Annotated in this window: 20 protein-coding genes; 8 read left to right on the top strand and 12 right to left on the bottom strand. The window is 67.0% G+C overall.

All coding sequences use genetic code 11. The features are described from left to right. Positions 1-20 precede the first annotated feature (20 nt). The 7 genes from rseP (at position 21) to lpxB (ending at position 8,554) form a co-directional block, all read left to right on the top strand. Positions 21-1,169, top strand: coding sequence for an RIP metalloprotease RseP (gene rseP, locus GV161_RS26250; protein ID WP_152014813.1), 1,149 nt, complete (start codon positions 21-23; stop codon positions 1,167-1,169). A gap of 371 nt (positions 1,170-1,540) precedes the next feature. Beyond that, complete coding sequence (gene bamA / locus GV161_RS26245; protein ID WP_244624084.1) at positions 1,541-4,003, top strand: outer membrane protein assembly factor BamA; 2,463 nt, start codon at positions 1,541-1,543, stop codon at positions 4,001-4,003. 37 nt (positions 4,004-4,040) lie between these two features. Beyond that, positions 4,041-5,105 (top strand): UDP-3-O-(3-hydroxymyristoyl)glucosamine N-acyltransferase, encoded by a 1,065-nt coding sequence (gene lpxD / locus GV161_RS26240; protein WP_152014811.1) that lies wholly within the window; start codon positions 4,041-4,043, stop codon positions 5,103-5,105. An 89-nt stretch (positions 5,106-5,194) separates the two neighbouring features. Continuing rightward, complete coding sequence (fabZ, locus tag GV161_RS26235; RefSeq protein ID WP_091828735.1) at positions 5,195-5,653, top strand: 3-hydroxyacyl-ACP dehydratase FabZ; 459 nt, start codon at positions 5,195-5,197, stop codon at positions 5,651-5,653. A gap of 53 nt (positions 5,654-5,706) precedes the next feature. Next, positions 5,707-6,516, top strand: coding sequence for an acyl-ACP--UDP-N-acetylglucosamine O-acyltransferase (gene lpxA / locus GV161_RS26230; protein ID WP_152014810.1), 810 nt, complete (start codon positions 5,707-5,709; stop codon positions 6,514-6,516). Continuing rightward, entirely contained in the window at positions 6,513-7,382 is an 870-nt protein-coding gene (lpxI, locus tag GV161_RS26225) for a UDP-2,3-diacylglucosamine diphosphatase LpxI (RefSeq protein WP_152014809.1), read from the top strand. The genes lpxA and lpxI overlap by 4 nt, the downstream gene beginning before the upstream one ends. Further along, positions 7,379-8,554 (top strand): lipid-A-disaccharide synthase, encoded by a 1,176-nt coding sequence (gene lpxB / locus GV161_RS26220; protein ID WP_152014808.1) that lies wholly within the window; start codon positions 7,379-7,381, stop codon positions 8,552-8,554. The genes lpxI and lpxB overlap by 4 nt, the downstream gene beginning before the upstream one ends. Positions 8,555-8,561: 7 nt before the next feature. Here the strand turns inward: lpxB and GV161_RS26215 are convergent, their stop codons facing one another. The 3 genes from GV161_RS26215 to gltX all read right to left on the bottom strand — a co-directional run bounded on the left by GV161_RS26215 (position 8,562) and on the right by gltX (position 12,668). Continuing rightward, positions 8,562-9,512 (bottom strand): tripartite tricarboxylate transporter substrate binding protein, encoded by a 951-nt coding sequence (locus GV161_RS26215; protein WP_244624114.1) that lies wholly within the window; start codon positions 9,510-9,512, stop codon positions 8,562-8,564. Between the two features lie 178 nt (positions 9,513-9,690). Then, positions 9,691-10,980, bottom strand: coding sequence for a citrate synthase (gene gltA / locus GV161_RS26210; RefSeq protein WP_091828742.1), 1,290 nt, complete (start codon positions 10,978-10,980; stop codon positions 9,691-9,693). Positions 10,981-11,249: 269 nt separating this feature from the next. Beyond that, positions 11,250-12,668 carry a glutamate--tRNA ligase gene (gene gltX, locus GV161_RS26205; protein ID WP_152014806.1) on the bottom strand — a complete coding sequence of 473 codons (1,419 nt, stop codon included), beginning with the start codon at positions 12,666-12,668 and terminating at the stop codon, positions 11,250-11,252. Positions 12,669-12,987: 319 nt separating this feature from the next. On the opposite strand from gltX, the gene GV161_RS26200 reads away from it, so the two are divergent. Continuing rightward, entirely contained in the window at positions 12,988-15,099 is a 2,112-nt protein-coding gene (locus GV161_RS26200) for a ComEC/Rec2 family competence protein (protein WP_159650425.1), read from the top strand. Here GV161_RS26200 and lexA read toward each other — a convergent pair. The 9 genes from lexA to GV161_RS26155 all read right to left on the bottom strand — a co-directional run bounded on the left by lexA (position 15,093) and on the right by GV161_RS26155 (position 21,961). Then, positions 15,093-15,827 carry a transcriptional repressor LexA gene (gene lexA, locus GV161_RS26195; RefSeq protein WP_152014804.1) on the bottom strand — a complete coding sequence of 245 codons (735 nt, stop codon included), beginning with the start codon at positions 15,825-15,827 and terminating at the stop codon, positions 15,093-15,095. The genes GV161_RS26200 and lexA overlap by 7 nt on opposite strands. A gap of 249 nt (positions 15,828-16,076) precedes the next feature. Next, on the bottom strand, positions 16,077-17,288 hold the full coding sequence (glp, locus tag GV161_RS26190) for a gephyrin-like molybdotransferase Glp (protein WP_152014803.1): 1,212 nt from the start codon (positions 17,286-17,288) through the stop codon (positions 16,077-16,079). A gap of 2 nt (positions 17,289-17,290) precedes the next feature. Then, positions 17,291-17,773 (bottom strand): cyclic pyranopterin monophosphate synthase MoaC, encoded by a 483-nt coding sequence (moaC, locus tag GV161_RS26185; protein ID WP_152014802.1) that lies wholly within the window; start codon positions 17,771-17,773, stop codon positions 17,291-17,293. Next, positions 17,770-18,582 (bottom strand): indole-3-glycerol phosphate synthase TrpC, encoded by an 813-nt coding sequence (gene trpC, locus GV161_RS26180; protein ID WP_152014801.1) that lies wholly within the window; start codon positions 18,580-18,582, stop codon positions 17,770-17,772. The genes moaC and trpC overlap by 4 nt, the downstream gene beginning before the upstream one ends. Before the next feature lie 8 nt (positions 18,583-18,590). After that, complete coding sequence (gene trpD / locus GV161_RS26175) at positions 18,591-19,604, bottom strand: anthranilate phosphoribosyltransferase (protein WP_152014800.1); 1,014 nt, start codon at positions 19,602-19,604, stop codon at positions 18,591-18,593. A gap of 14 nt (positions 19,605-19,618) precedes the next feature. Next, positions 19,619-20,236 (bottom strand): aminodeoxychorismate/anthranilate synthase component II, encoded by a 618-nt coding sequence (locus tag GV161_RS26170; RefSeq protein WP_152014799.1) that lies wholly within the window; start codon positions 20,234-20,236, stop codon positions 19,619-19,621. A 134-nt stretch (positions 20,237-20,370) separates the two neighbouring features. Next, complete coding sequence (locus GV161_RS26165) at positions 20,371-20,907, bottom strand: DUF1579 domain-containing protein (RefSeq protein ID WP_201303053.1); 537 nt, start codon at positions 20,905-20,907, stop codon at positions 20,371-20,373. Positions 20,908-20,960: 53 nt separating this feature from the next. Then, the gene (locus tag GV161_RS26160) at positions 20,961-21,512 is read right to left on the bottom strand and encodes an SRPBCC family protein (protein ID WP_152014798.1); all 552 of its coding nucleotides are present in this window, start codon (positions 21,510-21,512) and stop codon (positions 20,961-20,963) included. 29 nt (positions 21,513-21,541) lie between these two features. Continuing rightward, on the bottom strand, positions 21,542-21,961 hold the full coding sequence (locus GV161_RS26155; protein ID WP_152014797.1) for a DoxX family protein: 420 nt from the start codon (positions 21,959-21,961) through the stop codon (positions 21,542-21,544). Positions 21,962-22,037: the final 76 nt, after the last annotated feature.

The raw sequence follows: 22,037 nt of genomic DNA, 5'->3' as shown, positions 1-22,037 counted from the left end.
GCGGAAACCCGGAGAGTTTTATGGATATCGTCGGATCGGTCTGGCACGCGGCGAGCTTTCTGCTGGGCTATCTGCTGCCGTTCCTGTTCGTCCTCACCCTCGTCGTGTTCGTGCACGAGCTCGGCCATTTCCTGGTCGGGCGCTGGTGCGGCGTCGATGTGAAGACCTTCTCGATCGGATTCGGCCGCGAACTGTTCGGTTTCAACGACCGGCACGGCACGCGCTGGCGCTTCGCGATGATCCCGCTCGGCGGCTACGTCAAATTCTCGGGCGATGCCGACGCTGCCAGCTCGGCCGATGGCGCTGCGCTCGCCGGCATGAGCCGCGAGGAGCGCGAGCGTACCTTCCCGGCCCAGTCGATCGGGGAGCGGGCGGCAATCGTCGCCGCGGGGCCGATCGCCAATTTCCTGCTCGCCATCCTGATCTTCGGCGGGACGGCCTACTTCGTCGGCAAGCCGGTGCTGGCGCCGCGCGTCGATGCGGTTACGGTCGGCGGAGCCGCGGCGCGCGCCGGCCTTCAGTCGGGCGATCTGATCCAGCTGGTCGATGGCCGCGAGGTGAAGAGCTTCGCCGACCTGCAGCGGGCGATCTCGATTCGCCCGGGCGAGACCTTTCCGGTGACGGTCGAGCGGGGCGGCGCCCCGGTCGTCCTCTCGGTGACGCCCGATCTGGTCGAGACCTCCTCGCCGCTGGGCAAGCAGCGGCTCGGGATCATCGGGGTCCAGGCCTCGGCAAAGCCCGAGGATTGGACGACGCAGCATTTCAGCCTCGGCCAATCCGTGCTGCTCGGCATGAGCGAGACCTGGTTCGTGGTCGAGCGGACCTATGACTACATCGCCAAGCTGATCAAGGGGAAGGAATCGACCGACCAATTGTCGGGGCCGATCCGTATCGCCCAGGTCTCGGGCATGGTCGCCTCCAGCGGCGGGCTCCTGGCGCTGATCAACCTGGCGGCGCTGCTTTCGGTCTCGATCGGGCTGATGAACCTGTTCCCGGTGCCGATGCTCGATGGCGGGCACCTGCTGTTCTATGCGATCGAGGCGCTGCGGGGGAAACCCCTGAGCGAGCGCGCGCAGGAGCTCGGATTCCGGCTCGGTCTCGGGCTCGTGCTGATGCTCATGCTGTTCGTGACCTGGAACGATCTCGTCCACGTCCGCTCATTGCTGTGAACCCCTGTCAGCCTCGTGCAAACCAGCTTGCACGGGGCTGACGCGATCGGCGGCCAAGGCCGCCTGCACCGATGGATTGTGGCTTTTTATGGCCTGTTTTCGCGTACCGGGCCGGTTTTTCGGCTGGCGCGCGTGACCTACCAGCAACGACCCCCGCAAAAATCTTTTGTTAACGACAATGGCGGTTTGCACCCTGCGGGAAACTTTGTAGAAGCGTTTGGTCTTCAATGTCACCGAGCCTCGCCCGTAGCGGGGTTCCCCGTTCGCGGGGGGGTGACCCAAAGAATGGAATAGGCGACCCGATGACGTCGACGCTTCAGAGCCGGTCCTTGCGCATGCGGCTCTCTCGATCAGTCGGACTTGCGGCCGTCATGGTGGCCGTCAGCGGCGGCGTGGTGTTCGCGCAGTCCGTGATTGTCCAAGGCAACCGTCGTGTCGATGCGGAGACGATCCGCTCCTATGCGACAGGTCAGGGATCGAACAACCCGCAGGAGATTCGCCAGAGTCTCATGGCGACGGGCCTGTTCTCCAACGTTCAGGTCAGCCGCCGCGGGGCGCAGACCGTCGTCTCCGTGCAGGAGAACGACACGATCAATCGCGTCGCCTTCGAGGGTAACCGTCGCCTGAAGGGCGAGGTACTGCTCGGTCAGGTCCAGTCCAAGGCGCGTGGTCCGCTGAGCCAGCAGCTCATCGATGCGGACGTCGAGCGCCTCAAGGAAGTCTATCGCCGCGCCGGGTATGGCCTCGCCACGATCAGCGGCCGCATCCAGCCGCTGCCGAACGGCCGCTCGGACGTGGTCTTCACCATCTCGGAAAGCGGCAAGACCGGCATCAAGTCGATCAACTTCAGCGGCAACGGCGTCTACTCGTCGTCGCGCCTGCGTGGCTTGATGACCTCGACCGAGTCGAACTTCCTGAGCTGGATCAAGACCTCCGACGTCTATGATCCCGACCGGATCAATTCCGATCTCGAGTTGATTCGCCGCTATTACCTGAAGAACGGCTATGCCGACTTCCGCATCGTTTCGAGCGATGCGCGCTTCGACGATGCGGCTGGCGGCTGGGTCGTCGATGTCGCCCTCGATGAAGGCCCGCAATACAAGATCGGCAATGTCGCGGTCGATTCCCGTCTGCGCGACGTCGATCCGGCTGCGCTGCAGTCGCTGGTCAACACCTCTGCCGGCGACACCTACAATGCCGAGGCCGTCGAGCGCTCGCTGGTCACCTTGACCACCGAGGTGGCCAAGCGCGGCTATGCCTTCGCGCAGGTCCGCCCGCGCGGCGAGCGTGACGCGGCCGGCCAGCAGATCGGCATCACCTATGTCGTCGAGGAAGGCCCGCGGGTCTATGTCGAGCGCATCAACGTGCGCGGCAACACCCGGACCCGTGACTATGTCGTTCGCCGCGAGCTCGATCTCGGTGAAGGCGACGCCTACAACAAGGTCTTCGTTGACCGCGCCGAGCGTCGCCTGAACAATCTCGGCTTCTTCAACAAGGTCCGCATCACCAACGAGCCGGGCAGCGCGCCCGACCGCGTGGTCGTCAACATCGACGTCGAGGACAAGGCGACCGGCTCGTTCTCGATCGCCGGCGGCTACTCGACCTCGGACGGCATCATCGGCGAAGTCTCGCTCTCGGAGTCGAACTTCCTCGGTCGCGGCCAGTTCGTCCGTATCGCCGGCACGATGGGCCAGCGCACCCAAGGCATCGACTTCTCGTTCACCGAGCCGTATTTCCTCGGCCATCGGATCGCGGCGGGCTTCGATCTCTTCTCGAAGTTCAATGACAATACCAATATCGGCTATTTCGAGAGCCGCGTGACCGGCGGCCAGGTCCGCTTCTCCTTCCCGATCACGGAGGAGTTCTCGATCACGCCGCGCTATTCGATCTACACGACCGAGATCAAGATCCCGAACACTGCTGCGAAGCCGTATAACGACTGCTCCCGGCCGCTCGACGGGATCACTCCGGGGTTTGGCTCTTCCTCGGCTGCCTCGCAGACCTTCAACTGCTTGACGAACGGCGAAGCGACGGTCGCGGTCAAGGAGGCTCAGGGCACGACCCTGACCTCGCTGGTCGGCCTGAACTTCAACTACAACTCGCTCGACAATTACCAGAACCCGCGCAACGGCTTCGTCGCCGAGATCAAGCCGGAGTTCGCGGGCGTCGGTGGCGACTCGAAGTTCCTGCGCGTCAGCGCGGATGCCCGTTACTACAAGGAGTTCCTCGAGGACTTCGTTGGTATCGCTCGCATTCAGGGCGGCCACGTCCAGGCGACCAGCGGCGATCTGCGCATGATCGACCACTACTTCCTCGGACCGACGCTGGTGCGTGGCTTCGCGCCGTCCGGTATTGGCCCGCGCGACGTCTCGAACGACCCGACCGCGAACGCACTCGGCGGCACCACCTATTTCGGTGGCTCGCTCGAAGTGCAGTTCCCGATCTTCGGTCTGCCGCGCGATCTCGGCCTGAAGGGCGCAATCTTTGCCGATGCCGGTACGCTGTTCAACTATGACGGTGGCTCGAAGAGCATTACCAACGGAAGCTTCTTGGGCTGCCCGGCTGGTTCGGAGGGGCGTCAGTTCAACGTCAACGTGGGCTCCTCCACCTACCAGAACAACGTTGCTTGCGTGCGTGACAAGAACGTCATCCGCTCCTCGATCGGCGTGAGCTTGCTCTGGCAGTCACCGCTCGGCCCGATCCGCTTCGACTATGCCTATGCCCTGTCGAAGGATGATGGTCAGATCGGAACCGATCCGCGCACTGGCATCACTGCCAAGTACGGCGGCGACCGTACGCAGGCCTTCCGTTTCTCGGGCGGCGCCCGCTTCTGACCGGCGGGGCGCTCCCGCGCCCTGCAACGGATAATTTATGGCAGATCCCAATTTCTTTCCGATCGCGACCTCGCTGTCCTTCAGCGAGGTCGCTTCCTTGTCGGGTGTCGCCTTGCCCGAAGGCGTCGATCCCGAGCGCCGGATCGAGGGCATCGCGCCACTCGAAACAGCGGGTGGCAGCGATGCCGCCTATATGGACAACCCGAAATATGTCGTGGCGCTGACCGGGACGGCGGCCGGACTTTGCTTCGTCTCCCAGCGTTTCGCCGAGCGCGTGCCGGCTGGTACCGTCGCCCTGGTCACGCCGACGCCCTACCATGTCTTCGCCAAGCTGCTGTCGACCTTCCATCCGCAGGCGCTGCGGCCGGGCTCGATGTTCGGCTCGGCCGGTGTTGCTCCCGGCGCCTTCGTGCATGCGACGGCACGGCTTGAGGCCGATGTCACGGTCGATCCCGGCGCGGTGATCGGCCCGGGCGCGGAGATCGGCGCCGGCACGGTGATCGGCCCGAGCGCCGTCATCGGCCCACAGGTCCGGATCGGGCGGCAATGCTCGGTCGGCGCAGGCTCGACGCTGCAGGCGGCCTTGATCGGCAACCGCGTCATCATCCATCCGGGCGCACGGATCGGCCAGGACGGCTTCGGCTTCGCCATGAGCCCGAAAGGGCACGTGAAGGTGCCGCAGGTCGGCCGCGTCATCATTCAGGACGATGTCGAGATCGGCGCCAACACGACGATCGACCGCGGCGCCAGCCGCGACACGGTGATCGGCGAGGGCAGCAAGATCGATAACCTCGTGCAGATCGGCCATAACTGCGTGGTCGGGCGCCATTGCGTGATCTGCGCCCAGGTCGGCATGGCCGGGTCCAGCACGCTCGAGGATTTCGCCGTGCTCGGCGGGCAGGTCGGGCTGGCTGGCCACCTGACCATCGGCATGGGCGCGCAGATCGCGGCGCAGAGCGGTGTTGCCGGGGACGTTCCGCGCGGGGCGCGTTATGGCGGCTATCCGGCGCAGCCGGCATTGAGCTGGGCGCGCGAGGCTGCCTTGCTCAAGCAACTCGTGGCCAAGCGCGGCAAAGGGCCGAGCGGCGGCGAAAACGCTTGATCTCACGCCGACTTCCGGCAAAAGCAGCTTTGTATGACAGGTGACGTGCTTCGGCGCGGGGCGCAGGGCGTTCGAGGAGAAACGACACGATGACGGATGCGACCAAAGCGCTCGGCGTGGCCGATATCCAGAAGATCATGGCCTGCATCCCGCATCGCTATCCGTTCCTGCTGGTCGACAAGGTCGTCGAGATCGACGGGGACGCGTCCGGCGTCGGCATCAAGAACGTCACTTTCAACGAGCCGCAGTTCACCGGGCATTTCCCCGGCCGCCCGGTCTTCCCCGGCGTGCTGATGATCGAGGCGATGGCGCAGACGGCGGGCGTGCTTGTGGTCAGCGCGCGTGGCAGTGACGATCTTGCGGTCACCACCGTGCTGTTCACGACGATCGACAAGGCGAAGTTCCGCAAGCCCGTCATTCCGGGCGACACGCTGCGCTTCCACCTGACCAAGCTGGCGCACAAGCGCAACATCTGGTTCTACCGTGGCGAAGCCAGGGTCGACGGCGTACTCGTCGCCGAGGCCGAGTTGTCGGCCATGGTCGTGTGAGCCGGGGGACCGCGATGCACGCTCCCGCTTCCGACCAGCCGCAGGAATCCGCCATGAGCACCTCGATCCATCCGATGGCGATCGTCGACCCGTCCGCCAAGCTCGGCGCGGGCGTCAAGATCGGCCCGTTCTGCACGGTCGGTCCCGATGTCGCCCTTGGTGACGGCGTCGAGCTGATCAGCCATGTCGTCGTTACCGGGCGCACGACGATCGGACCGCGCACGAAGATCTATCCCTTTGCCTCGATCGGCCACCCGCCGCAGGATCTGAAGTACAAGGGCGAGCAGTCGACGCTGACGATCGGCGCCGATTGCGTGATCCGCGAAGGCGTGACCATGAATCCGGGCACCGAGGGCGGCGGCATGAAGACCGTCGTCGGCGATCGCGGCCTGTTCCTGGCCAACTCGCATGTCGGTCATGACAGCGTGATCGGCAACAACGTCATCTTCTCGAACAACGTCATGTGCGCCGGGCACGTCACGGTCGGCGATTTCGTCATCGTCAGCGGTGGCACCGGGCTGCAGCAGTTCGTTCGGATCGGCGATCATGCCTTCATCGGCGGCGGCTCGGGTGTCCTGCTCGACGTCATCCCGTTCGGGATGGTGCGCGACAATCCGGCCCATCTCGCCGGGCTCAATCTTGTCGGCCTCAAGCGCCGTGGCTTCTCGCGCGAGCAGATCCACGAGCTTCGCCGGGCGTATCGCCTGCTCTTCGCCGACGAAGGCACGCTCTCGGAGCGGGTCGAAGACGTCGCTGCCGAGTTCGCCGAGCATCCGCTGATCCACGAGATCCTCGACTTCATCCGCGCCGGTGGCGATCGGGGCATTTCCGTGCCGCGCGACGTGAACGCGCCCGAGCGGTGAGCACAAAGGCGGCCGATGCGGCAGGGCGGCCGCAGGGGCGGCGTATCGCTGTCCTGGCCGGCCGTGGTGACTATCCGGTGCGGGTTGCGGGCGCGGCCGTGGCGCAGGGCGCCAGCGTCTATGTCGCCGTGCTCACCGGCGCGGGCGATCCGGCCGACTATGCCGCCTACGATGCCAGGGAATACCGCCTGGGTCAGCTCGGGCGCTTTCTCGACGAGATCAAGCGTCGCCAGATTGACGAGATTGTCATGGTCGGCGCCCTGCCGCGGCCGAGCTTCGGCTCGCTGGCCCCGGAATTGTCGACCCTGAAATACCTGCCGCATTTCGCCCGCGCCTTCCAGGGCGGCGATGACCATCTGCTGCGCGGCGTCGTCTCCTTCTTCGAGGGCCAGGGGCTGCGTGTCGTCGGGCCGGCCGATCTCGCGCCCGATCTCGTTGCGCCGGTTGGAGCGCTCGGGCGCCACAAGCCATCTGCCGTCGCGCGCGAGGCGATTGCGACCGGCTTCAACTTGCTCGCTATGCTCTCGCCCTTCGACATCGGGCAGGCAGCGATCGTCGCCGACCACCGCGTCGTCGCGGTCGAAGCGGCGGAAGGCACTGACGCGATGATCGAGCGCGTCGCCGGCCTGGTCCAGGCTGGGCGCCTCAAGCCCAGCAAGGGCGACGGCGTGCTGATCAAGGCGCCCAAGCTCGGCCAAGACCTCAGGGTCGATATGCCGGCGATCGGCCCGGACACCGTGGCGCGTGTCGCCGCCGCAGGCCTTGCCGGCATCGCGGTCAAGGCTGGTAGCGTTCTGATCGGCGATCGTGAGCGCTTGGCGACGCTGGCGGATGCCTCGGGCCTGTTCATCGAGGGCGTGGCGTGACGCGCCCGTTCAGGCTGTTCATCGTGGCCGGCGAAGCCTCAGGCGACGCGCTCGGGGCCCGCTTCGTCGCGCGGCTGCGCGACGTGCTGGGCGAACGCTCGCTCGAGCTTTCGGGCGTCGGCGGCGAGGCCCTGATCGCGGAGGGGCTGCATAGCGCCTTTCCGCAGGAAGACATCGCCGTGATGGGCTTTGGCCCGGTGGTGGCACGCCTGCCGCTGCTGTTGCGCCGGATGTCGGACGCGGCGCGAGCAGCTGCCGCCTTCAAGCCCGATCTCCTGCTCACCATCGATGCGCCCGATTTCAGCCTGCGCGTCGCGAGGAAGGTCAGGCGGCTCGCCCCGGCCGTGCCGATCGCGCACTGGGTCTGCCCGAGCGTCTGGGCCTGGCGGCAGGGCCGGGCCAAGCGGATGAAGCCGCATGTCGACCGGATCCTGGCGCTCTTGCCGTTCGAGCCGGCCGCGCTCAAGCGGCTAGGTGGACCGGAAACCGTTTATGTCGGCCATCCCTTGATCGAGCGGTTGCAAGAGTATCGCCCGGGACCGGACGAGGCCACGCGCCGCGACGACCTGGAGGCTCCGACCATCCTGGTCCTGCCAGGCAGCCGGCGTTCGGAGATCAGGCATTTGCTGCCGCCCTTCGGCGAAGCGGTCGCTTTGGTCGCCGAGCAGTTGCCGCGGGCCCGCTTCGTGCTGCCCGCCGTACCGCGTCTGGTCGAGGCGATCACGCAGATCACCGCCGATTGGCACATCAAGCCGGAGATCGTGACGGGCGAGGCGGCCAAGCTCGCGGTCTTTCGTGAGGCGAGAGCCGCCTTGGCCGCCTCCGGCACGGTGACGCTCGAACTGGCATTGGCGCAGGTACCGACGGTCGCGGCCTATCGCGGTGCAGCCTGGGAGGCCGTGCTGGCGCGGCGACTGATCAAGCTGCCGAGCGTGATCCTGCCGAATCTGATCATCGGCGAGAGCGTGGTGCCGGAATTCATCCAGGATGAGGCTTCGCCGCAGGCCCTGGCCGGAGCGCTTCTCGCCGCAACAGCCGATGGCCCGGCCCGGCAGCGCCAGCTCGCTGGTTTCGCGACGGTCGAGCAGACCATGCGCAGCGCGGGCCCAAGCCCGGCGGCGAACGCCGTCAGTGCGGCGCTCGCCCTTGTTCGTGAGCCGACAGGCGGCTAACTGCCGATTACTCGACCACCGCGCCAGACGCCTTGGCGATCGGCGCCCATTTCGCTAGCTCGGCCTTCACGTGCTCGCCGAGCGCCTCCGGCGTCGAGCCGACGATCACCGCACTGACGTCCTCCAGGCGCTGCTTCACATTGGCGTCCTTGAGCGAGTCGTTGGCGGCGGCGTTGAGCTTGTCGACCACCGGGCGCGGCATGTTGGCCGGGCCGAACAGCGCGTTCCAGGTATAGGTCTCGTAGCCGGCGAGCCCGCTCTCGGCGATGGTCGGCAGGTCGGGGAAGGACGAGACGCGCTCCTTGGTGGTGACGCCGATGGCGCGCAATTGGCCGCTGCGGATGAATTGCGCCGAGGAGGGCAGGTTGTCGAACATGATCGGCACAGCGCCGGAGACGACGTCGTTCAGCGCCGGGCCGGCACCGCGATAGGGCACATGGTTCATGCTGACGGCGCCGAGCGACTTGAACAGCTCGCCGGAGAGGTGCAGCGGCGTGCCGACGCCCGAGGAGGCGTAGGAGTACTTACCCGGATTGTCCTTCAGCAGCTTCAGCACCTCCGGCACGGTCTTGGCCGGGAAGCTCGGATGCACGACCATGACGTTGGGCACCACCGCGAGCAGCGAGATCGGCGTGAAATCCTTGACCGCGTCGAAGGTGACGGTCTTCAAGATCGCCGGGTTCAACGCATGGGTCGAGATCGTCCCGAGCAGCAGGGTATAGCCGTCGGGTGTGGCACGAGCCACCGCGGTCGAGCCGATATTGCCGCCGGCGCCGGCGCGGTTGTCGATCACAATCGACTGGCCGAGCAGTTCGCCCATCTTCTGGCCGACAAGGCGCGCGACGATGTCGGTCGAGCCGCCGGCGGCGAAGGGCACGATCAGCGAGATCGGCCGCGTCGGGAACGGGGCTTGGGCGAAGGCGGCGCCGGCGAGAGGCAGGGCCGATGCGCCGGCCATGAAGCCGCGGCGGCTGAGACCTTCGGTTTTCGACATGGGCGAGGACACTCCTTTGTGGGTCGGCGACTGTAGCGCGCTGCGCGCAACCATCATCTGCATTGGATGCATCAATCACTGGAAACAATGAAGGCCGCGACGGGGTTCCGTCGCGGCCCTTGTTATTCCAGCGCGGCGCTTTTCAGCGACGGCCGATCGGCGTGTAATCGCGCTTGGGCGAACCGGTGTAGAGCTGGCGCGGGCGGCCGATGCGCTGGGACGGATCCTCGATCATCTCCTTCCACTGCGCGATCCAGCCGACGGTGCGCGCGAGCGCGAACAGCACGGTGAACATCGAGGTCGGGAAGCCCATCGCCTTGAGGGTGATGCCCGAATAGAAATCGATGTTCGGATAGAGCTTCTTCTCGACGAAGTACTCGTCGTGCAGGGCGATACGCTCGAGCTCCATGGCGACGTCGAGCAGCGGGTCGTCCTTGACGCCGAGCTCGGCCAGGACCTCATGCGTCGTCTTCTGCATGATCTTGGCGCGCGGGTCGTAGTTCTTGTAGACCCGGTGACCGAAGCCCATCAGGCGGAACGGATCGTTCTTGTCCTTGGCCTTGGCGATGTATTTCGGGATGTTGTCGACGCTGCCGATCTCCTCGAGCATCTTCAGCGCCGCCTCGTTGGCGCCGCCATGCGCCGGGCCCCACAGGCAAGCGACGCCGGCGGCGATGCAAGCGAAGGGATTCGCGCCGGAAGAGCCGGCGAGCCGGACCGTCGAGGTCGAAGCGTTCTGCTCATGGTCAGCGTGCAAGGTGAAGATGCGGTCCATCGCGCGCGAGAGAACCGGATTGACCTTGTAGTCCTCGGCCGGCACGGCGAAGCACATGCGCAGGAAGTTCGAGGTGTAGTCCAGCGAGTTGAGCGGGTACACAAAGGGCTGGCCGATCGTGTACTTGTAGGCCATCGCCGCCAGCGTCGGCATCTTCGCGATCATCCGCATCGAAGCGATCATACGCTGCTGCGGATCGGAGATGTCGGTCGAGTCGTGATAGAAAGCCGACATGGCGCCGACCGAGGCGACCATCACGGCCATCGGGTGCGCATCGCGGCGGAAGCCCTGGAAGAAGCGGGCCATCTGCTCGTGCACCATGGTGTGGCGCGTGACGCGATAGTCGAAGTCGGCCTTCTGCGCCGCCGTCGGCAGCTCGCCGTAAAGCAGGAGATAGCAGGTCTCGAGGAAGTCGCCGTGCTCGGCAAGCTGCTCGATCGGGTATCCGCGATGGAGCAGGACGCCCTCGTCGCCATCGATATAGGTGATCTGCGACTCGCAACTGGCGGTCGACGTGAAGCCGGGGTCGTAGGTGAACATCCCGGTCTGGCCGTAGAGCTTGCTGATATCGATGACCGACGGCCCGATCGAACCCGCTTTGACCGGCATGTCGACGGTCTTGCCTTCGACAGCCAACTGGCTGGTATTTCCGCTCATGGGTCCGATCCTTTCAGGCTCGTTCTTCAGTCATGTGCCCGGTCGAACGGGGGGCACCGGCTGCGTGTCGCGTTCCGGCGTCATCCGAACGGCCCACGATGACGGCTCCATGACGGGAATGTCGGGACGTCCGGGCGGGCAGGGTTCATCGAACTGATTTTGAAGCATTTTTTATGCCGGACCGGCAGCGGGAGCAGCCGATCCGCAGCGCGTTGCTAGACCAATTCCGCGAGGGGTTCAACCGAGCGGTCATTAGCCTTTCTGACGCGTCAGGCCGCGTCGGCGAGGCGCGCCAGCACCTCGTCGCGGCCGAGCACCGCCATCACGTCGAACAGGCCGGGCGAAGTGGTCTTGCCGGTCAGCGCCGCGCGCAGGGGCTGCGCCACCTGGCCGAGCTTGACGCCGCTCTCCTCGGCGAAATCGCGGATCGCGCTCTCCAGCGGCGGCGGCGCCCAATCCGATACCGCCGAGAGCTTTTCTGCCAGTTTCGGCATACGCTGGCGCGCAGCCTCGTCGAGCAAGGCGGCCGCCTTGGGCTCGAGCGCCAGCGGGCGCTGGGCGTAGAGATAGGAAGCGCTGTCGATCAGCTCGATCAGCGTCTTGGCGCGTTCCTTCAGGCCGGGCATGGCCGCCATCAGCTTGGCCTCCAGCTCGGGAGACGGCTCTGTGCCGATGCCGCGCGGCGGGCCGATTTCCGACCAGATCGCCTTCAGCGCCGTCATCAATTCGTGATCAGCGGACTCGCGCATATAGAGGCCGTTGAGGTTCTCGAGCTTGGCGTAGTCGAAGCGGGCCGGCGAGCGGCCGATCGAGGACAGGTTGAACAGCGAGATCATCTCTTCGGGAGAGAAGATCTCCTGGTCACCATGGCTCCAGCCGAGGCGCAGCAGGTAGTTGCGCAATGCGATCGGCAGATAACCCATCGAGCGATAGGCCTCGATGCCGAGCGCGCCATGCCGCTTCGACAGCTTGGCGCCGTCCGCCCCGTGGATCAGCGGGATATGCGACATGCTCGGCACGGTCCAGCCGAGCGCCTGGTAGATCTGCGTCTGGCGGGCGGCATTGGTCAGGTGGTCCGAACCGCGAATGATGTGGGTGACACCCATGTCGTGATCATCGACGACCACGGCGAGCATATAGGTCGGGTTGCCGTCCGAGCGCAGCAGCACGAGATCGTCGAGATTCTCGTTCTGCCAGGTGACGCGGCCCTGGACCTCGTCCTCGACCACGGTCTCACCGGTCTGCTCGGCCTTGAGGCGGATCACCGGCTTGACGCCTTCGGGCGCGGTCGCCGGGTCGCGGTCGCGCCAGCGTCCGTCATAACGCCACTGCTTGCCCTCGGCGCGCGCCGCTTCGCGCTCCGCGTCGAGTTCCTGCGGCGTCGCATAGCAGTAATAGGCCTTGCCGGCGGCGAGCATCTGCTCGGCGACCTCGCGATGGCGGGCGGCGCGCTGGAACTGGTAGACCGTCTGCCCGTCCCAATCGAGGCCGAGCCAGGCGAGGCCGTCGAGGATCGCGGCGATGGCGCCCTCTGTCGAGCGTTCGCGGTCGGTATCCTCGATGCGCAGCAGCATCTTGCCGCCATGACGGCGGGCATAGAGCCAGTTGAACAGCGCAGTTCGGGCGCCGCCAATGTGCAGGAATCCGGTAGGCGACGGCGCGAAGCGCGTGACGACCGTGTCACTCATGAAGGGAGGCTCCGGCGGAACGGGTAAGCGTGAGGCGAGGGCGATTGGGATACGGGCCTCGGCCGGGGCTGACATCCGGCGCCGCCGCTGTAACATGGCTTGCCGGCTGCCGTTAAGAGCCTCCTGCGGGGAGGGGGCACGATCATCGCGCGGCCGCGACGGGGGACTGATGCTCTCCTACGGGCCAGAACAGCGCCGTAGCAGGGTGGACGTGCTGGCTCTGCCTGCGCGCTTGCGACGCGTCGCCCATTTTTCCCAGCCACTATCTGCTGTCCTGCCCGATTGGGGCGGCCGCTTCCGTAGAGCACTCGAAACCGAGGTGGAGCGCCGCCGCCTGTTCAACTGGCTGCCGGTCTGCATGGGCGCCGGTGTGCTGTTCTACTTCCTGGCCGATCGCGAGCCGGGGCTGGCCGCGCCCCTGGCCGGGCTGGTGCTGTCTGCGTTCGCCGCGTTGCTGATGCGCCGGCGCCGCGCCGTCATGGCGGTCTGTATCGCGATCGCGGCAGCCTTTGCCGGCTTTGCGGCCGCGACCTGGCGGACGGCAAACATCGCGGCGCCGGCGCTCGCCCGCAATCATGTCGGCAAGCTCACCGGATTCGTCGAGGCACTGGAACAGCGCGAGAAGGGCGTGCGCATCGTCATCCAGGTCACGGACCTGCCGGGCGTCGATCCCGGGCAGCGGCCTCGGCGGGTGCGCGTCACCACGCCGGTGACGACGCTGAAGCCCGGCGACCATATCAGCGCGACCGCTCGCCTGTTGCCGCCGCCAGGCCCGGCGCGCCCCGGCGGCTACGACTTTGCCCGCGATGCCTTCTTCCAGGGTGTCGGCGCCGTCGGCAACATCGCCGGCAAGATCGCGCTCACACCGGCCCCGATCCCGATGCCGCGCCGGCTCGCCCTGGCGGTCGCGATCGACCAGGCCCGCAACGCGCTGACCGAGCGCATCGCGACCAGCGGCGGCGGGCAGGCGGGAGCGATGGCGGCGGCCCTCGTCACCGGCAAGCGCGGGCTGATCAGCGAGGCGACCAACAACGACCTGCGCGCCGCCGGCATCTACCACATCGTCTCGATCTCCGGCCTGCATATGGTGCTCGCTGCCGGCACGATCTTCTGGCTGGTGCGGGCCTTGCTCGCGCTGTCGCAGACGGCGGCGCTGCACTGGCCGGTGAAGAAGCTCGCGGCGCTCGCCGCCATGCTCGGCGCCACCGCCTATTGCATTTTCTCCGGCGCCGATGTCGCGACCGAGCGCTCGCTGATCATGACGCTGGTCATGCTGGGGGCGATCCTGGTCGACAGGCCGGCACTCTCCATGCGCAACCTCGCTCTGTCCGCGATCATCGTGCTGCTGCGCGAGCCGGAGGCGCTACTCGGGCCGAGCTTCCAGATGTCTTTCGGTGCGGTCGCGGCGCTGATCGCTTTTGCCGAGCGCTGGCAGGAGCGGGTGCCCGATGCCGCGGCCGCCGCATGGCCCTGGCCCCTGCGGCCGCTCTGGCTCTCGGCCGTCGGCATTCTGACGACCACCATGGTCGCGACCGCGGCGACGGCGCCTTATGGCGTCTACCATTTCCAGACCTTCAACCCGTTCGGCCTGCTCGGCAATGCGCTGGCGCTGCCCTTCGTCTCGCTGATCGTGATGCCCGCCGCGGTCTTCGGCGTGCTCGCCTATCCGTTCGGGCTCGACTGGCCGGCCTGGGCGCTGATGGGCTGGGCCTCCGGCTATGTGCTCCAGCTTGCCCATTGGGTCGCCGGCATCGACCGCTCGACCGTAGTGCTGCCTGCTTTCGGCTCGACCGCCCTGATCCTGTTCTCGCTGTCGCTGCTCTGGCTGACCTTGTGGACGACGGCGCTGCGCTTCCTTGCCGCGCTGCCCTTGGTCGGCGGGCTGGCGCTGGCCTCGGCTCCGTCACGGCCCGACATCCTGATCGAGCGTGACGGCTCGGGCGTGCTGGTGCGGGGGCAGGAGGGGAAGATGGTGCTGGCCGGCAAGCCGAGCCGCTTCGTGCTGACGCAATGGCTGCATGCCGACGGCGATTCGCGCGCGCCTGACGATGCGGCGCTGCGCAATGGCGCCGCTTGCGATGCGCGCGGCTGCATCATCCGCCTGCCGGACGGGCGCAGCGTCGCCTATACGCGCGACCGCATTGCCTTGGTCGAAGACTGCCAGCGCGCCGACCTCGTGGTGACGTCACTTTATTGGACAGCCCCTTGCGCTGCCCGCCTGATCGACCGCAGCGCGCTCATCCGCGACGGCGCCACCGCCTATCACGCGGCTGGTGGCGGCTGGCGCGCCTATACGGCCGACGAGGTCACGCGCCTGCGTCCATGGACCCGGGCGCGACCGGAACCGAGGCCAGCGCCCGAATCAACACCTGCTCCGGCAACTGCCGCAGCAGCTGCGGAGTCGGCACAGGATGCCGAGGCGCTTCAGTAGCGCCGCATCAGGTTGACGAGCCGGCCCTGGATCTTGACCCGGTCGGGCCCGAGCACGCGCGTCTCGTAGGCGGGGTTGGCGGCCTCGAGCGCGATCGAGGAGCCGCGCTTGCGCAGCCGCTTCAGCGTCGCTTCCTCGTCGTCGATCAGGGCGACGATGATGTCGCCAGTATTGGCGGTGTCCTGCTTGCGGATCACGACGGTGTCGCCGTCGAGGATGCCGGCTTCGATCATCGAATCGCCGCGGACTTCGAGGGCGTAATGCTCGCCGCCGCCGAGCATGTCGGCCGGCATCGTAACGCTATGGCTGCGATCCTGTATCGCCGAGATCGGCGTGCCGGCAGCGATGCGGCCCATGACGGGAATGGAAACCGTCGAACGCCCGTTCTCTTCAGCAGCCGGGCGCGGCTTTGCCAGAGTGGCTGCCGGGGCGGGGGCAGGCGGGGTCTGGCCAAGGCCGCCCTGGACAATGGAGGGGCTGAAGCGGCCGCGCTGCGCCTGCGGTCCGCCGATGCCGTCCGGCATCTTGATGACTTCGAGGGCGCGGGCCCGGTTCGGAAGCCGGCGAATGAAGCCGCGCTCCTCCAGCGCCATGATCAGGCGATGAATGCCCGACTTGGAGCGCAGGTCGAGCGCATCCTTCATCTCGTCGAAGGAGGGCGGCACGCCGGATTCGCGCAGGCGCTCATGGATGAAGCGAAGCAGTTCGAACTGTTTGCGTGTCAGCATGGTCGCGCCGCTCGCCTCTCGGGCTAGAATCGAAACAAAGCACGAACACCATAGCTGTTCGCTTTGTGTTCCGCAAGGGATTGCCCGAGCAGAACGCATGCTTCCAGAGCGTTGTCATCCCGGGCGACCGAATGGGAGACCCGGGATCCATTCCGGAGCCTTTCCGAATGAGGTTCCGGAATGGATCCCGGATCGGCGCCGCTGACGCGGCTTGTCCGGAATGACAAGGTGTGAGGATTGGAACTCTGGCTAGCGCAACCGGATGATCCGGCAGGGATCGCCCGCTTTGGCCGCTTCGGCAAAGGCCGGGCGGATCACCAGGGCTTCGGCGCGCGACAGGTTCGCCAGCATCGAGGAATCCTGCTTGGCGAAGGGCCTGACCCGCCGCTCGCCATCGATGGTCTCGACAGTGGCGCGCAGATAGTCCTGGCGCTCGTCATTGGCCGGCAGATCGACGGCGAGGATGGCGGCTTCGCTGCGATCGCGCTCGGGCTCGGCGATGCCGAGCAGGGCTTCGACCAGCGGCATCGCGAAGAGATGGCCGCAGACGATCGAGGAGACCGGGTTTCCGGGCAGGCCGAGCGCGACCATCGGTCCGAGCCGGCCCATCATCATCGGCTTGCCCGGGCGCATCGCGATCTTCCAGAAGCCGAGTTCCATGCCCTGAGCCTTCAGCGCCGCCTGGACGAGATCGTGCTCGCCAACCGAGGCGCCGCCCAGCGTGATCAGCACGTCGGCGGACGCCTTGCGTGCCGCGTCGATCTTGTTGGCGAGGTCGGGATGGTTGTCGCGGGCGATGCCGAGGTCGAGCGCCGTGCCGCCGGCCTGCTCGATCAGCGCGGCGAGCGCGAAGCTGTTGGAGGCGACGATCTGGTCGGGACCGACCGGCTCGCCGGGCAGGACGAGCTCGTCGCCGGTAGCGAGGATCGCGACCAGCGGCTTGCGGCGGACGGACAGGGTTGGATGCCCCGCAGCGGCGGCGAGGCCGAGCGCAGCGCTGTCGAGCCGGCGGCCGGCCTTCAGCAGGATCTCGCCGGTCTCGAAATCGAGCCCGGCCGGGCGGATGAACTGGCCTTTGTTCGCCGGACTGGTGACGCGGATGACCGGGCTGCCGACGCCTTCGGCATGCTCCTGGATCAGGATCGCGTCAGCGCCATCGGGGATGGGCGCGCCGGTGAATATGCGCACCGTCTCGCCCGGGCCGACCGGGCTGGGAAAGCCACGGCCGGCGGCGGATTCACCGATGACCTTGAGCTCCTTGCCCGGCTCGAGATCGGCGGCGCGGGCGGCATAGCCGTCCATGGCCGAATTGGCGAAGGGCGGTTGGGTTCTGAGCGCGGCGACATCCCCGGCCAGCACGCGGCCGGCGCAGTGTGCCAGCGGCAGCGTCTCGGCCTTAGTCGGACCGGGCACGCTGTCGAGCAGCGCCTTGAGCGCGACCGGGACGGGGGTGAGGCTCATGCCTATGGTCCTGCGATCTCGTAGGTTCCGGACTTGCCACCGGATTTATGCACGAGTCGGATACCTTCGATATGCATGGCGCGATCGACCGCCTTCACCATGTCGTAGACAGTGAGGCAGGCGACGCTGACGGCGGTCAGCGCTTCCATCTCGACACCGGTCTTGCCGGTGAGCTTGACCTCGGCGCGCACGCGTACGCCCGGCAGGCCCTCGTCGATCGTGAGGTCAACGGAAATCTTGCTCAAGAGCAGCGGATGGCAGAGCGGAATCAGCTCATGGGCGCGTTTGGCGGCCATGATGCCGGCGAGGCGGGCAGTGCCGAGCACATCGCCTTTCTTGGCCTCGCCATCGCGGACGATGGCGAGTGTTTCCTGCTGCATCACCACATGGCCTTCGGCGACGGCGACCCGGACAGTCTCGGCCTTGTCGCCGACATCGACCATATGGGCTTCGCCCTTCTGGTCGAGATGGGTCAGGCGGCTCACGCTGCCGCCTCGGTGGCCTTGCCTGTCAGAAGCTCGCGCGTTGCAGCCGCCACGTCCGCCTGCCGCATCAGGCTCTCGCCGACGAGGAAGGTGTCGACGCCGCAAGCCTGCAGGCGGGCGATGTCAGCATGCGTGAAGATGCCACTTTCGCCGACCAGCAGGCGGTCCTTCGGCACGCGCGGCGCCAGGCGCTCGGTGACGGCGAGGTTGAGCTCGAAGCTGCGCAGGTCGCGGTTGTTGATGCCGACCAGCCTGGTGTCGAGCTTGAGCGCGCGCTCAAGTTCGGCTTCGTCATGGACCTCGGCGAGCGCGGCCATGCCGAGCGCCTTGGCGGTAGCGTTGAGCTCGCGCGCGGCCGTGTCATCGAGCGAGGCCATGATGATCAGGATACAGTCGGCGCCCCAGCTCCTGGCTTCGAAGACCTGATAGGGCTCGAACATGAAGTCCTTGCGCAGGCCGGGCAGGCCGGAAGCGGCGCGCGCCTCGCCGAGATATTCCGGCCGGCCCTGGAAGGAGGGCGTGTCGGTCAGCACCGAGAGGCAGGCGGCGCCGCCTTCGGCATAGGCCCTGGCCAGTGCGGGCGGGTCGAAATCGGCGCGGATCAGGCCCTTGGACGGCGAGGCCTTCTTGATTTCGGCGATCAAAGCCGGGCCGCCGGCGCGGTGCTTGGCTTCGAGCGCACCGATGAAGTCACGCGGCGCGGGCATAGCCGCGGCGCGCTTCTCGATCTCGGCCTGGGGCACCGCGGCGCGGGCAGCCGCGATCTCCTCGCGCTTATAGGCCTCGATCCGCCTGAGGATATCGGACATGGGCAGCCTCACGCATTGGAGCTAGCGACCAGGGTCGCGAGCGCCGCCTTGGCCTTGCCATTGTCCAGCACCGCATAGGCTTGCGCCAGCCCCTCGCCGAGCGTGGCGGCCTTGCCGGCGACGGCGAGCGCCGCGGCGGCATTGAAGGCGGCGATGTCACGGAAAGCGCTTTTCGCCCCACCGAGCACGTCCTGCAGCGCCTGCGCATTCTGCGCCGGCTCGCCGCCGCGCAGGTCCTCAGGCTTGGCGCGGGCGATGCCGACATCTTCGGGCGCGATGTTGAAGCTCTTGATCCTGCCATCCTTCAGCGCGACGACGCGGGTCGGGCCGGTTGTGGTGATCTCGTCGAGCCCGTCGGAGCCGTGCACGGCCCAGACCGTCGTCGAGCCCAACGATTGCAGCACCTTGACCATCGGCTCCAGCCAGGTCTCGGAGAAGGCGCCGATCAATTGCCGCTTGACGCCGGCCGGGTTCGAGAGCGGGCCGACGAGGTTGAAGATGGTGCGGGTGCCGAGCTCGGTGCGCACCGGCGCGACATGGCGCATCGAGGCGTGGTGGGTCGGCGCGAACATGAAGCCGACGCCGGCTTCGGCGATGCAGCGCTCGGTGCCGGCCGGTTCCAGCCCGACCTTGACGCCGAGCGCGGTCAGCACGTCGGCGGCGCCGGAGCGCGAGGACGCCGCGCGGTTGCCGTGCTTGGCCACCGGCACGCCGCAGGCCGCGACGATGATCGAAGCCAGCGTCGAGACATTGTAGGAACCGGAGGCATCGCCGCCCGTGCCGACAATGTCGATCGCGTCGGCCGGGGCCTCGACGGTGAGCATGCGGGCGCGCATGGCGGTGACGGCGCCGGCGATCTCCTCGGTGGTCTCGCCGCGCACGCGCAGCGCCATCAGGAAGGCGGCGGCCTGCGCGTTCGTCACCTCGCCGGAGAGCATCGATTCGAAGGCGTCTCTAGCCTCCTCGCGTGACAGCGAGGCGCCGGTCGCGACCTTGGCGATGAAGGGTTTGAAGTCGTCCATGGGAACTCGATCGATCAGGCTGTCGCGGAAAGGGCGGCTTTGGCGTTCTGGCGCGACCATCGCTCGGCGAGATCGAGGAAATTGCGCAGGATCGTCGCGCCATGCTCCGAGGCGATGCTCTCGGGATGGAACTGCACGCCGTGGACCGGCAGGTCGCGATGCGACAGCGCCATGATCATGCCGTCGCCGGATTCGGCTTCGATCGAGAGCTCAGTCGGGCAAGTCTCGCGCCGGACGACCAGCGAATGATAGCGCGTCGCTTCGAGCGGGCCGTTGATGCCGTGGAACAGGCCGCGGGCCCGGTGCGTGATGGTCGAGACCTTGCCGTGCATCGGTAAAGGCGCGCGCACGACCTCGCCGCCGAAGACCTGGCCGATCGCCTGCAGGCCGAGGCAGACGCCGAAGATCGGCTTCCGGTCGGCGCCCCGGCGGACGAGGTCGAGGCAGATGCCAGCTTCGTTCGGGGTGCAGGGGCCGGGCGAGAGCACGATCGCATCGTGGTCGCCGGCGAGGGCGTCATCGACGGAGAGCGTATCGTTGCGGCGCACGTCGACCTGCGCACCGAGCCCGCCGATCAGGTGGACCAGGTTCCAGGTGAAGCTGTCGTAATTGTCGATCAGCAGGATGCGCATCGTCTTGGGGCCGTCCCAACCCAGTTTCTTAGGGCTTGCACATGCCCCCGAACCCGCGTGCCGGTCAAGCATGAGGGCGCGGAGCTGGTCGCTCCGCACCCTCGAAAGATTGTCGTCGGTATCGACGAACGGGGTTACTTCACCCGGCGGTAATGCGCCGTCATGAACTGGACCCATTCGCCATTCTCGCCCTTTGTCTGCGAAGACAGGATGTGATGGTCCGGGCTCTTGATCTCGAGGATGTCCTGGTAGGCCGTGATCTTGCCGGGCTTGGTGAAGTCGGGGCCTTCCGTGTCGAGCGTCAGCACTTTGCCGGCAGCGTCGCGCGTGCCGGTATAGACCCAGAGATTGCCCATCATCGAGCCGATGAAGGAGCCGACATAGCGCTCCTTCTGCGGATCGTAGCCCAGAGTCATCCGGGTTACGGCAGGGCTGCCGTCCGGCATCTGGCCGGTGCCGTCGCCGACGAGCCAGAGCCCGCCGAAAGACGAGAAGGATTGCGTGCCCGAAGACTTCATCGGCGGCTGGTCCGGGCCCATCAGGCACTCGGCCTCATAAGTCCATTCGCCGACGAACTGGTGGAGCCATTCATGCTCCGCCTGGGGCTTGGCCGGCATGCAGCCGCTCATGTCGTTGGCCTGGGTCTTGTCGCGTTCTGCGGCGTTGGTCATGGCAGTTCCTCCTTTGCGTGCTTCTTTGCGATCGACTGTCGAATGCGCTGCGGTCAGGCCGCGGCAGCAACCAGCTGCGGGCGTTCCGTGGCCTGCTTGAGCGCAGAGAGGCCCTTCTCGAAATCACCGCCGACCATGCGGTCCATGTTGAAGATCGTGCCCATGACCTTGCCCATGAACGGGCAGGCGCCCTGCATGTGCCAGGTCACCAGCGTGCCGCCCTCTGCCGGGGTGAGGCTGAAGGTGATCAGGTTGTGGCAGGCCATGGGCTTGGTCATGTCGAGCGTGACGGCGAGCTTGGTCGGTGCCTGGACCTCGACGATCGTAAGTTCGCCGGTGCCGGCCTGCTTGTTGCCGTCGAAGGCGTAGATGGCGCCGACGCCGGAGGTCGCGCCCCTGAAGCTGCGCGTCATCGCCGGATCCTTCTTCTCATAGGGCGACCAGGCGCCCCATTCCTGGAAGTCCGCGAGCAGAGCGAAGATGCGCTCGGGCGTCGCCCGGATCGTCGCGGAACGGCTGACCTGGAAAACATCGGGCTTGCGGGCGGCGACAATGAGGACGCCGGCGACGAGGGCGAGCACGGCGATGGCGATGTATGTGAGCATGGCACTCTCCTGTGTTGCGTGGGTGTGGGTCAGGCGTCGAGACGGACGGGGAACAGGCGGCGCAGCCGCGGATCGCGCAGATAAAGGCCGCCCCAGGCCAGGAGGCCGAGATAAAGGCCGAAGAGGAGATGGCTGAAGAGCGGGCTGCCGACGCGCAGATGCGTCGCCATCGCGCCGCCGAGCAGGCCGGTCAGCAGGATCGCGCCGAGCACCGACGTGCGCGGCAGCGCGTAGAGCAAGGCGATGACCAGCGTCATCACGCCGAGTCCGCGGGCCAGCTCCGGCGAGCCGGAATAGCCGAGCTGCTGCATGGTCTCGGTCACGATGGCGAGCGGCGCGAGCTTGATGCCGCCGTCGAAGATCAGGAACGCGACGACGAGGCCGCTCATGATGCGCCCGGCCCAGAGCTGTCCGGTCGGCGTGGCGGTGTTGATGGAGACGGACTGCATGGGATGCTCCGCTGGATACAAGGCTCCGCCTGCCCGGCTGCGAGGACAGCCGGTTGGGGACGCATGACGATGTGAA

Source organism: Bosea sp. 29B (assembly GCF_902506165.1).
Taxonomy (GTDB): Bacteria; Pseudomonadota; Alphaproteobacteria; order Rhizobiales; family Beijerinckiaceae; genus Allobosea.
This window is presented reverse-complemented; position numbering and strand designations above follow the sequence as displayed.

What these genes read in the sequence shown, in the direction of transcription:
- rseP (WP_152014813.1), top strand. Translation starts at nt 21, where the DNA reads ATGGATATCGTCGGATCGGTCTGGCACGCGGCGAGCTTTCTGCTGGGC.
- bamA (WP_244624084.1), top strand. Translation starts at nt 1,541, where the DNA reads ATGGTGGCCGTCAGCGGCGGCGTGGTGTTCGCGCAGTCCGTGATTGTC.
- lpxD (WP_152014811.1), top strand. Translation starts at nt 4,041, where the DNA reads ATGGCAGATCCCAATTTCTTTCCGATCGCGACCTCGCTGTCCTTCAGC.
- fabZ (WP_091828735.1), top strand. Translation starts at nt 5,195, where the DNA reads ATGACGGATGCGACCAAAGCGCTCGGCGTGGCCGATATCCAGAAGATC.
- lpxA (WP_152014810.1), top strand. Translation starts at nt 5,707, where the DNA reads ATGAGCACCTCGATCCATCCGATGGCGATCGTCGACCCGTCCGCCAAG.
- GV161_RS26215 (WP_244624114.1), bottom strand. Translation starts at nt 9,512, where the DNA reads ATGGCCGGCGCATCGGCCCTGCCTCTCGCCGGCGCCGCCTTCGCCCAA.
- gltA (WP_091828742.1), bottom strand. Translation starts at nt 10,980, where the DNA reads ATGAGCGGAAATACCAGCCAGTTGGCTGTCGAAGGCAAGACCGTCGAC.
- gltX (WP_152014806.1), bottom strand. Translation starts at nt 12,668, where the DNA reads ATGAGTGACACGGTCGTCACGCGCTTCGCGCCGTCGCCTACCGGATTC.
- lexA (WP_152014804.1), bottom strand. Translation starts at nt 15,827, where the DNA reads ATGCTGACACGCAAACAGTTCGAACTGCTTCGCTTCATCCATGAGCGC.
- glp (WP_152014803.1), bottom strand. Translation starts at nt 17,288, where the DNA reads ATGAGCCTCACCCCCGTCCCGGTCGCGCTCAAGGCGCTGCTCGACAGC.
- trpC (WP_152014801.1), bottom strand. Translation starts at nt 18,582, where the DNA reads ATGTCCGATATCCTCAGGCGGATCGAGGCCTATAAGCGCGAGGAGATC.
- trpD (WP_152014800.1), bottom strand. Translation starts at nt 19,604, where the DNA reads ATGGACGACTTCAAACCCTTCATCGCCAAGGTCGCGACCGGCGCCTCG.
- GV161_RS26170 (WP_152014799.1), bottom strand. Translation starts at nt 20,236, where the DNA reads ATGCGCATCCTGCTGATCGACAATTACGACAGCTTCACCTGGAACCTG.
- GV161_RS26165 (WP_201303053.1), bottom strand. Translation starts at nt 20,907, where the DNA reads ATGACCAACGCCGCAGAACGCGACAAGACCCAGGCCAACGACATGAGC.
- GV161_RS26160 (WP_152014798.1), bottom strand. Translation starts at nt 21,512, where the DNA reads ATGCTCACATACATCGCCATCGCCGTGCTCGCCCTCGTCGCCGGCGTC.
- GV161_RS26155 (WP_152014797.1), bottom strand. Translation starts at nt 21,961, where the DNA reads ATGCAGTCCGTCTCCATCAACACCGCCACGCCGACCGGACAGCTCTGG.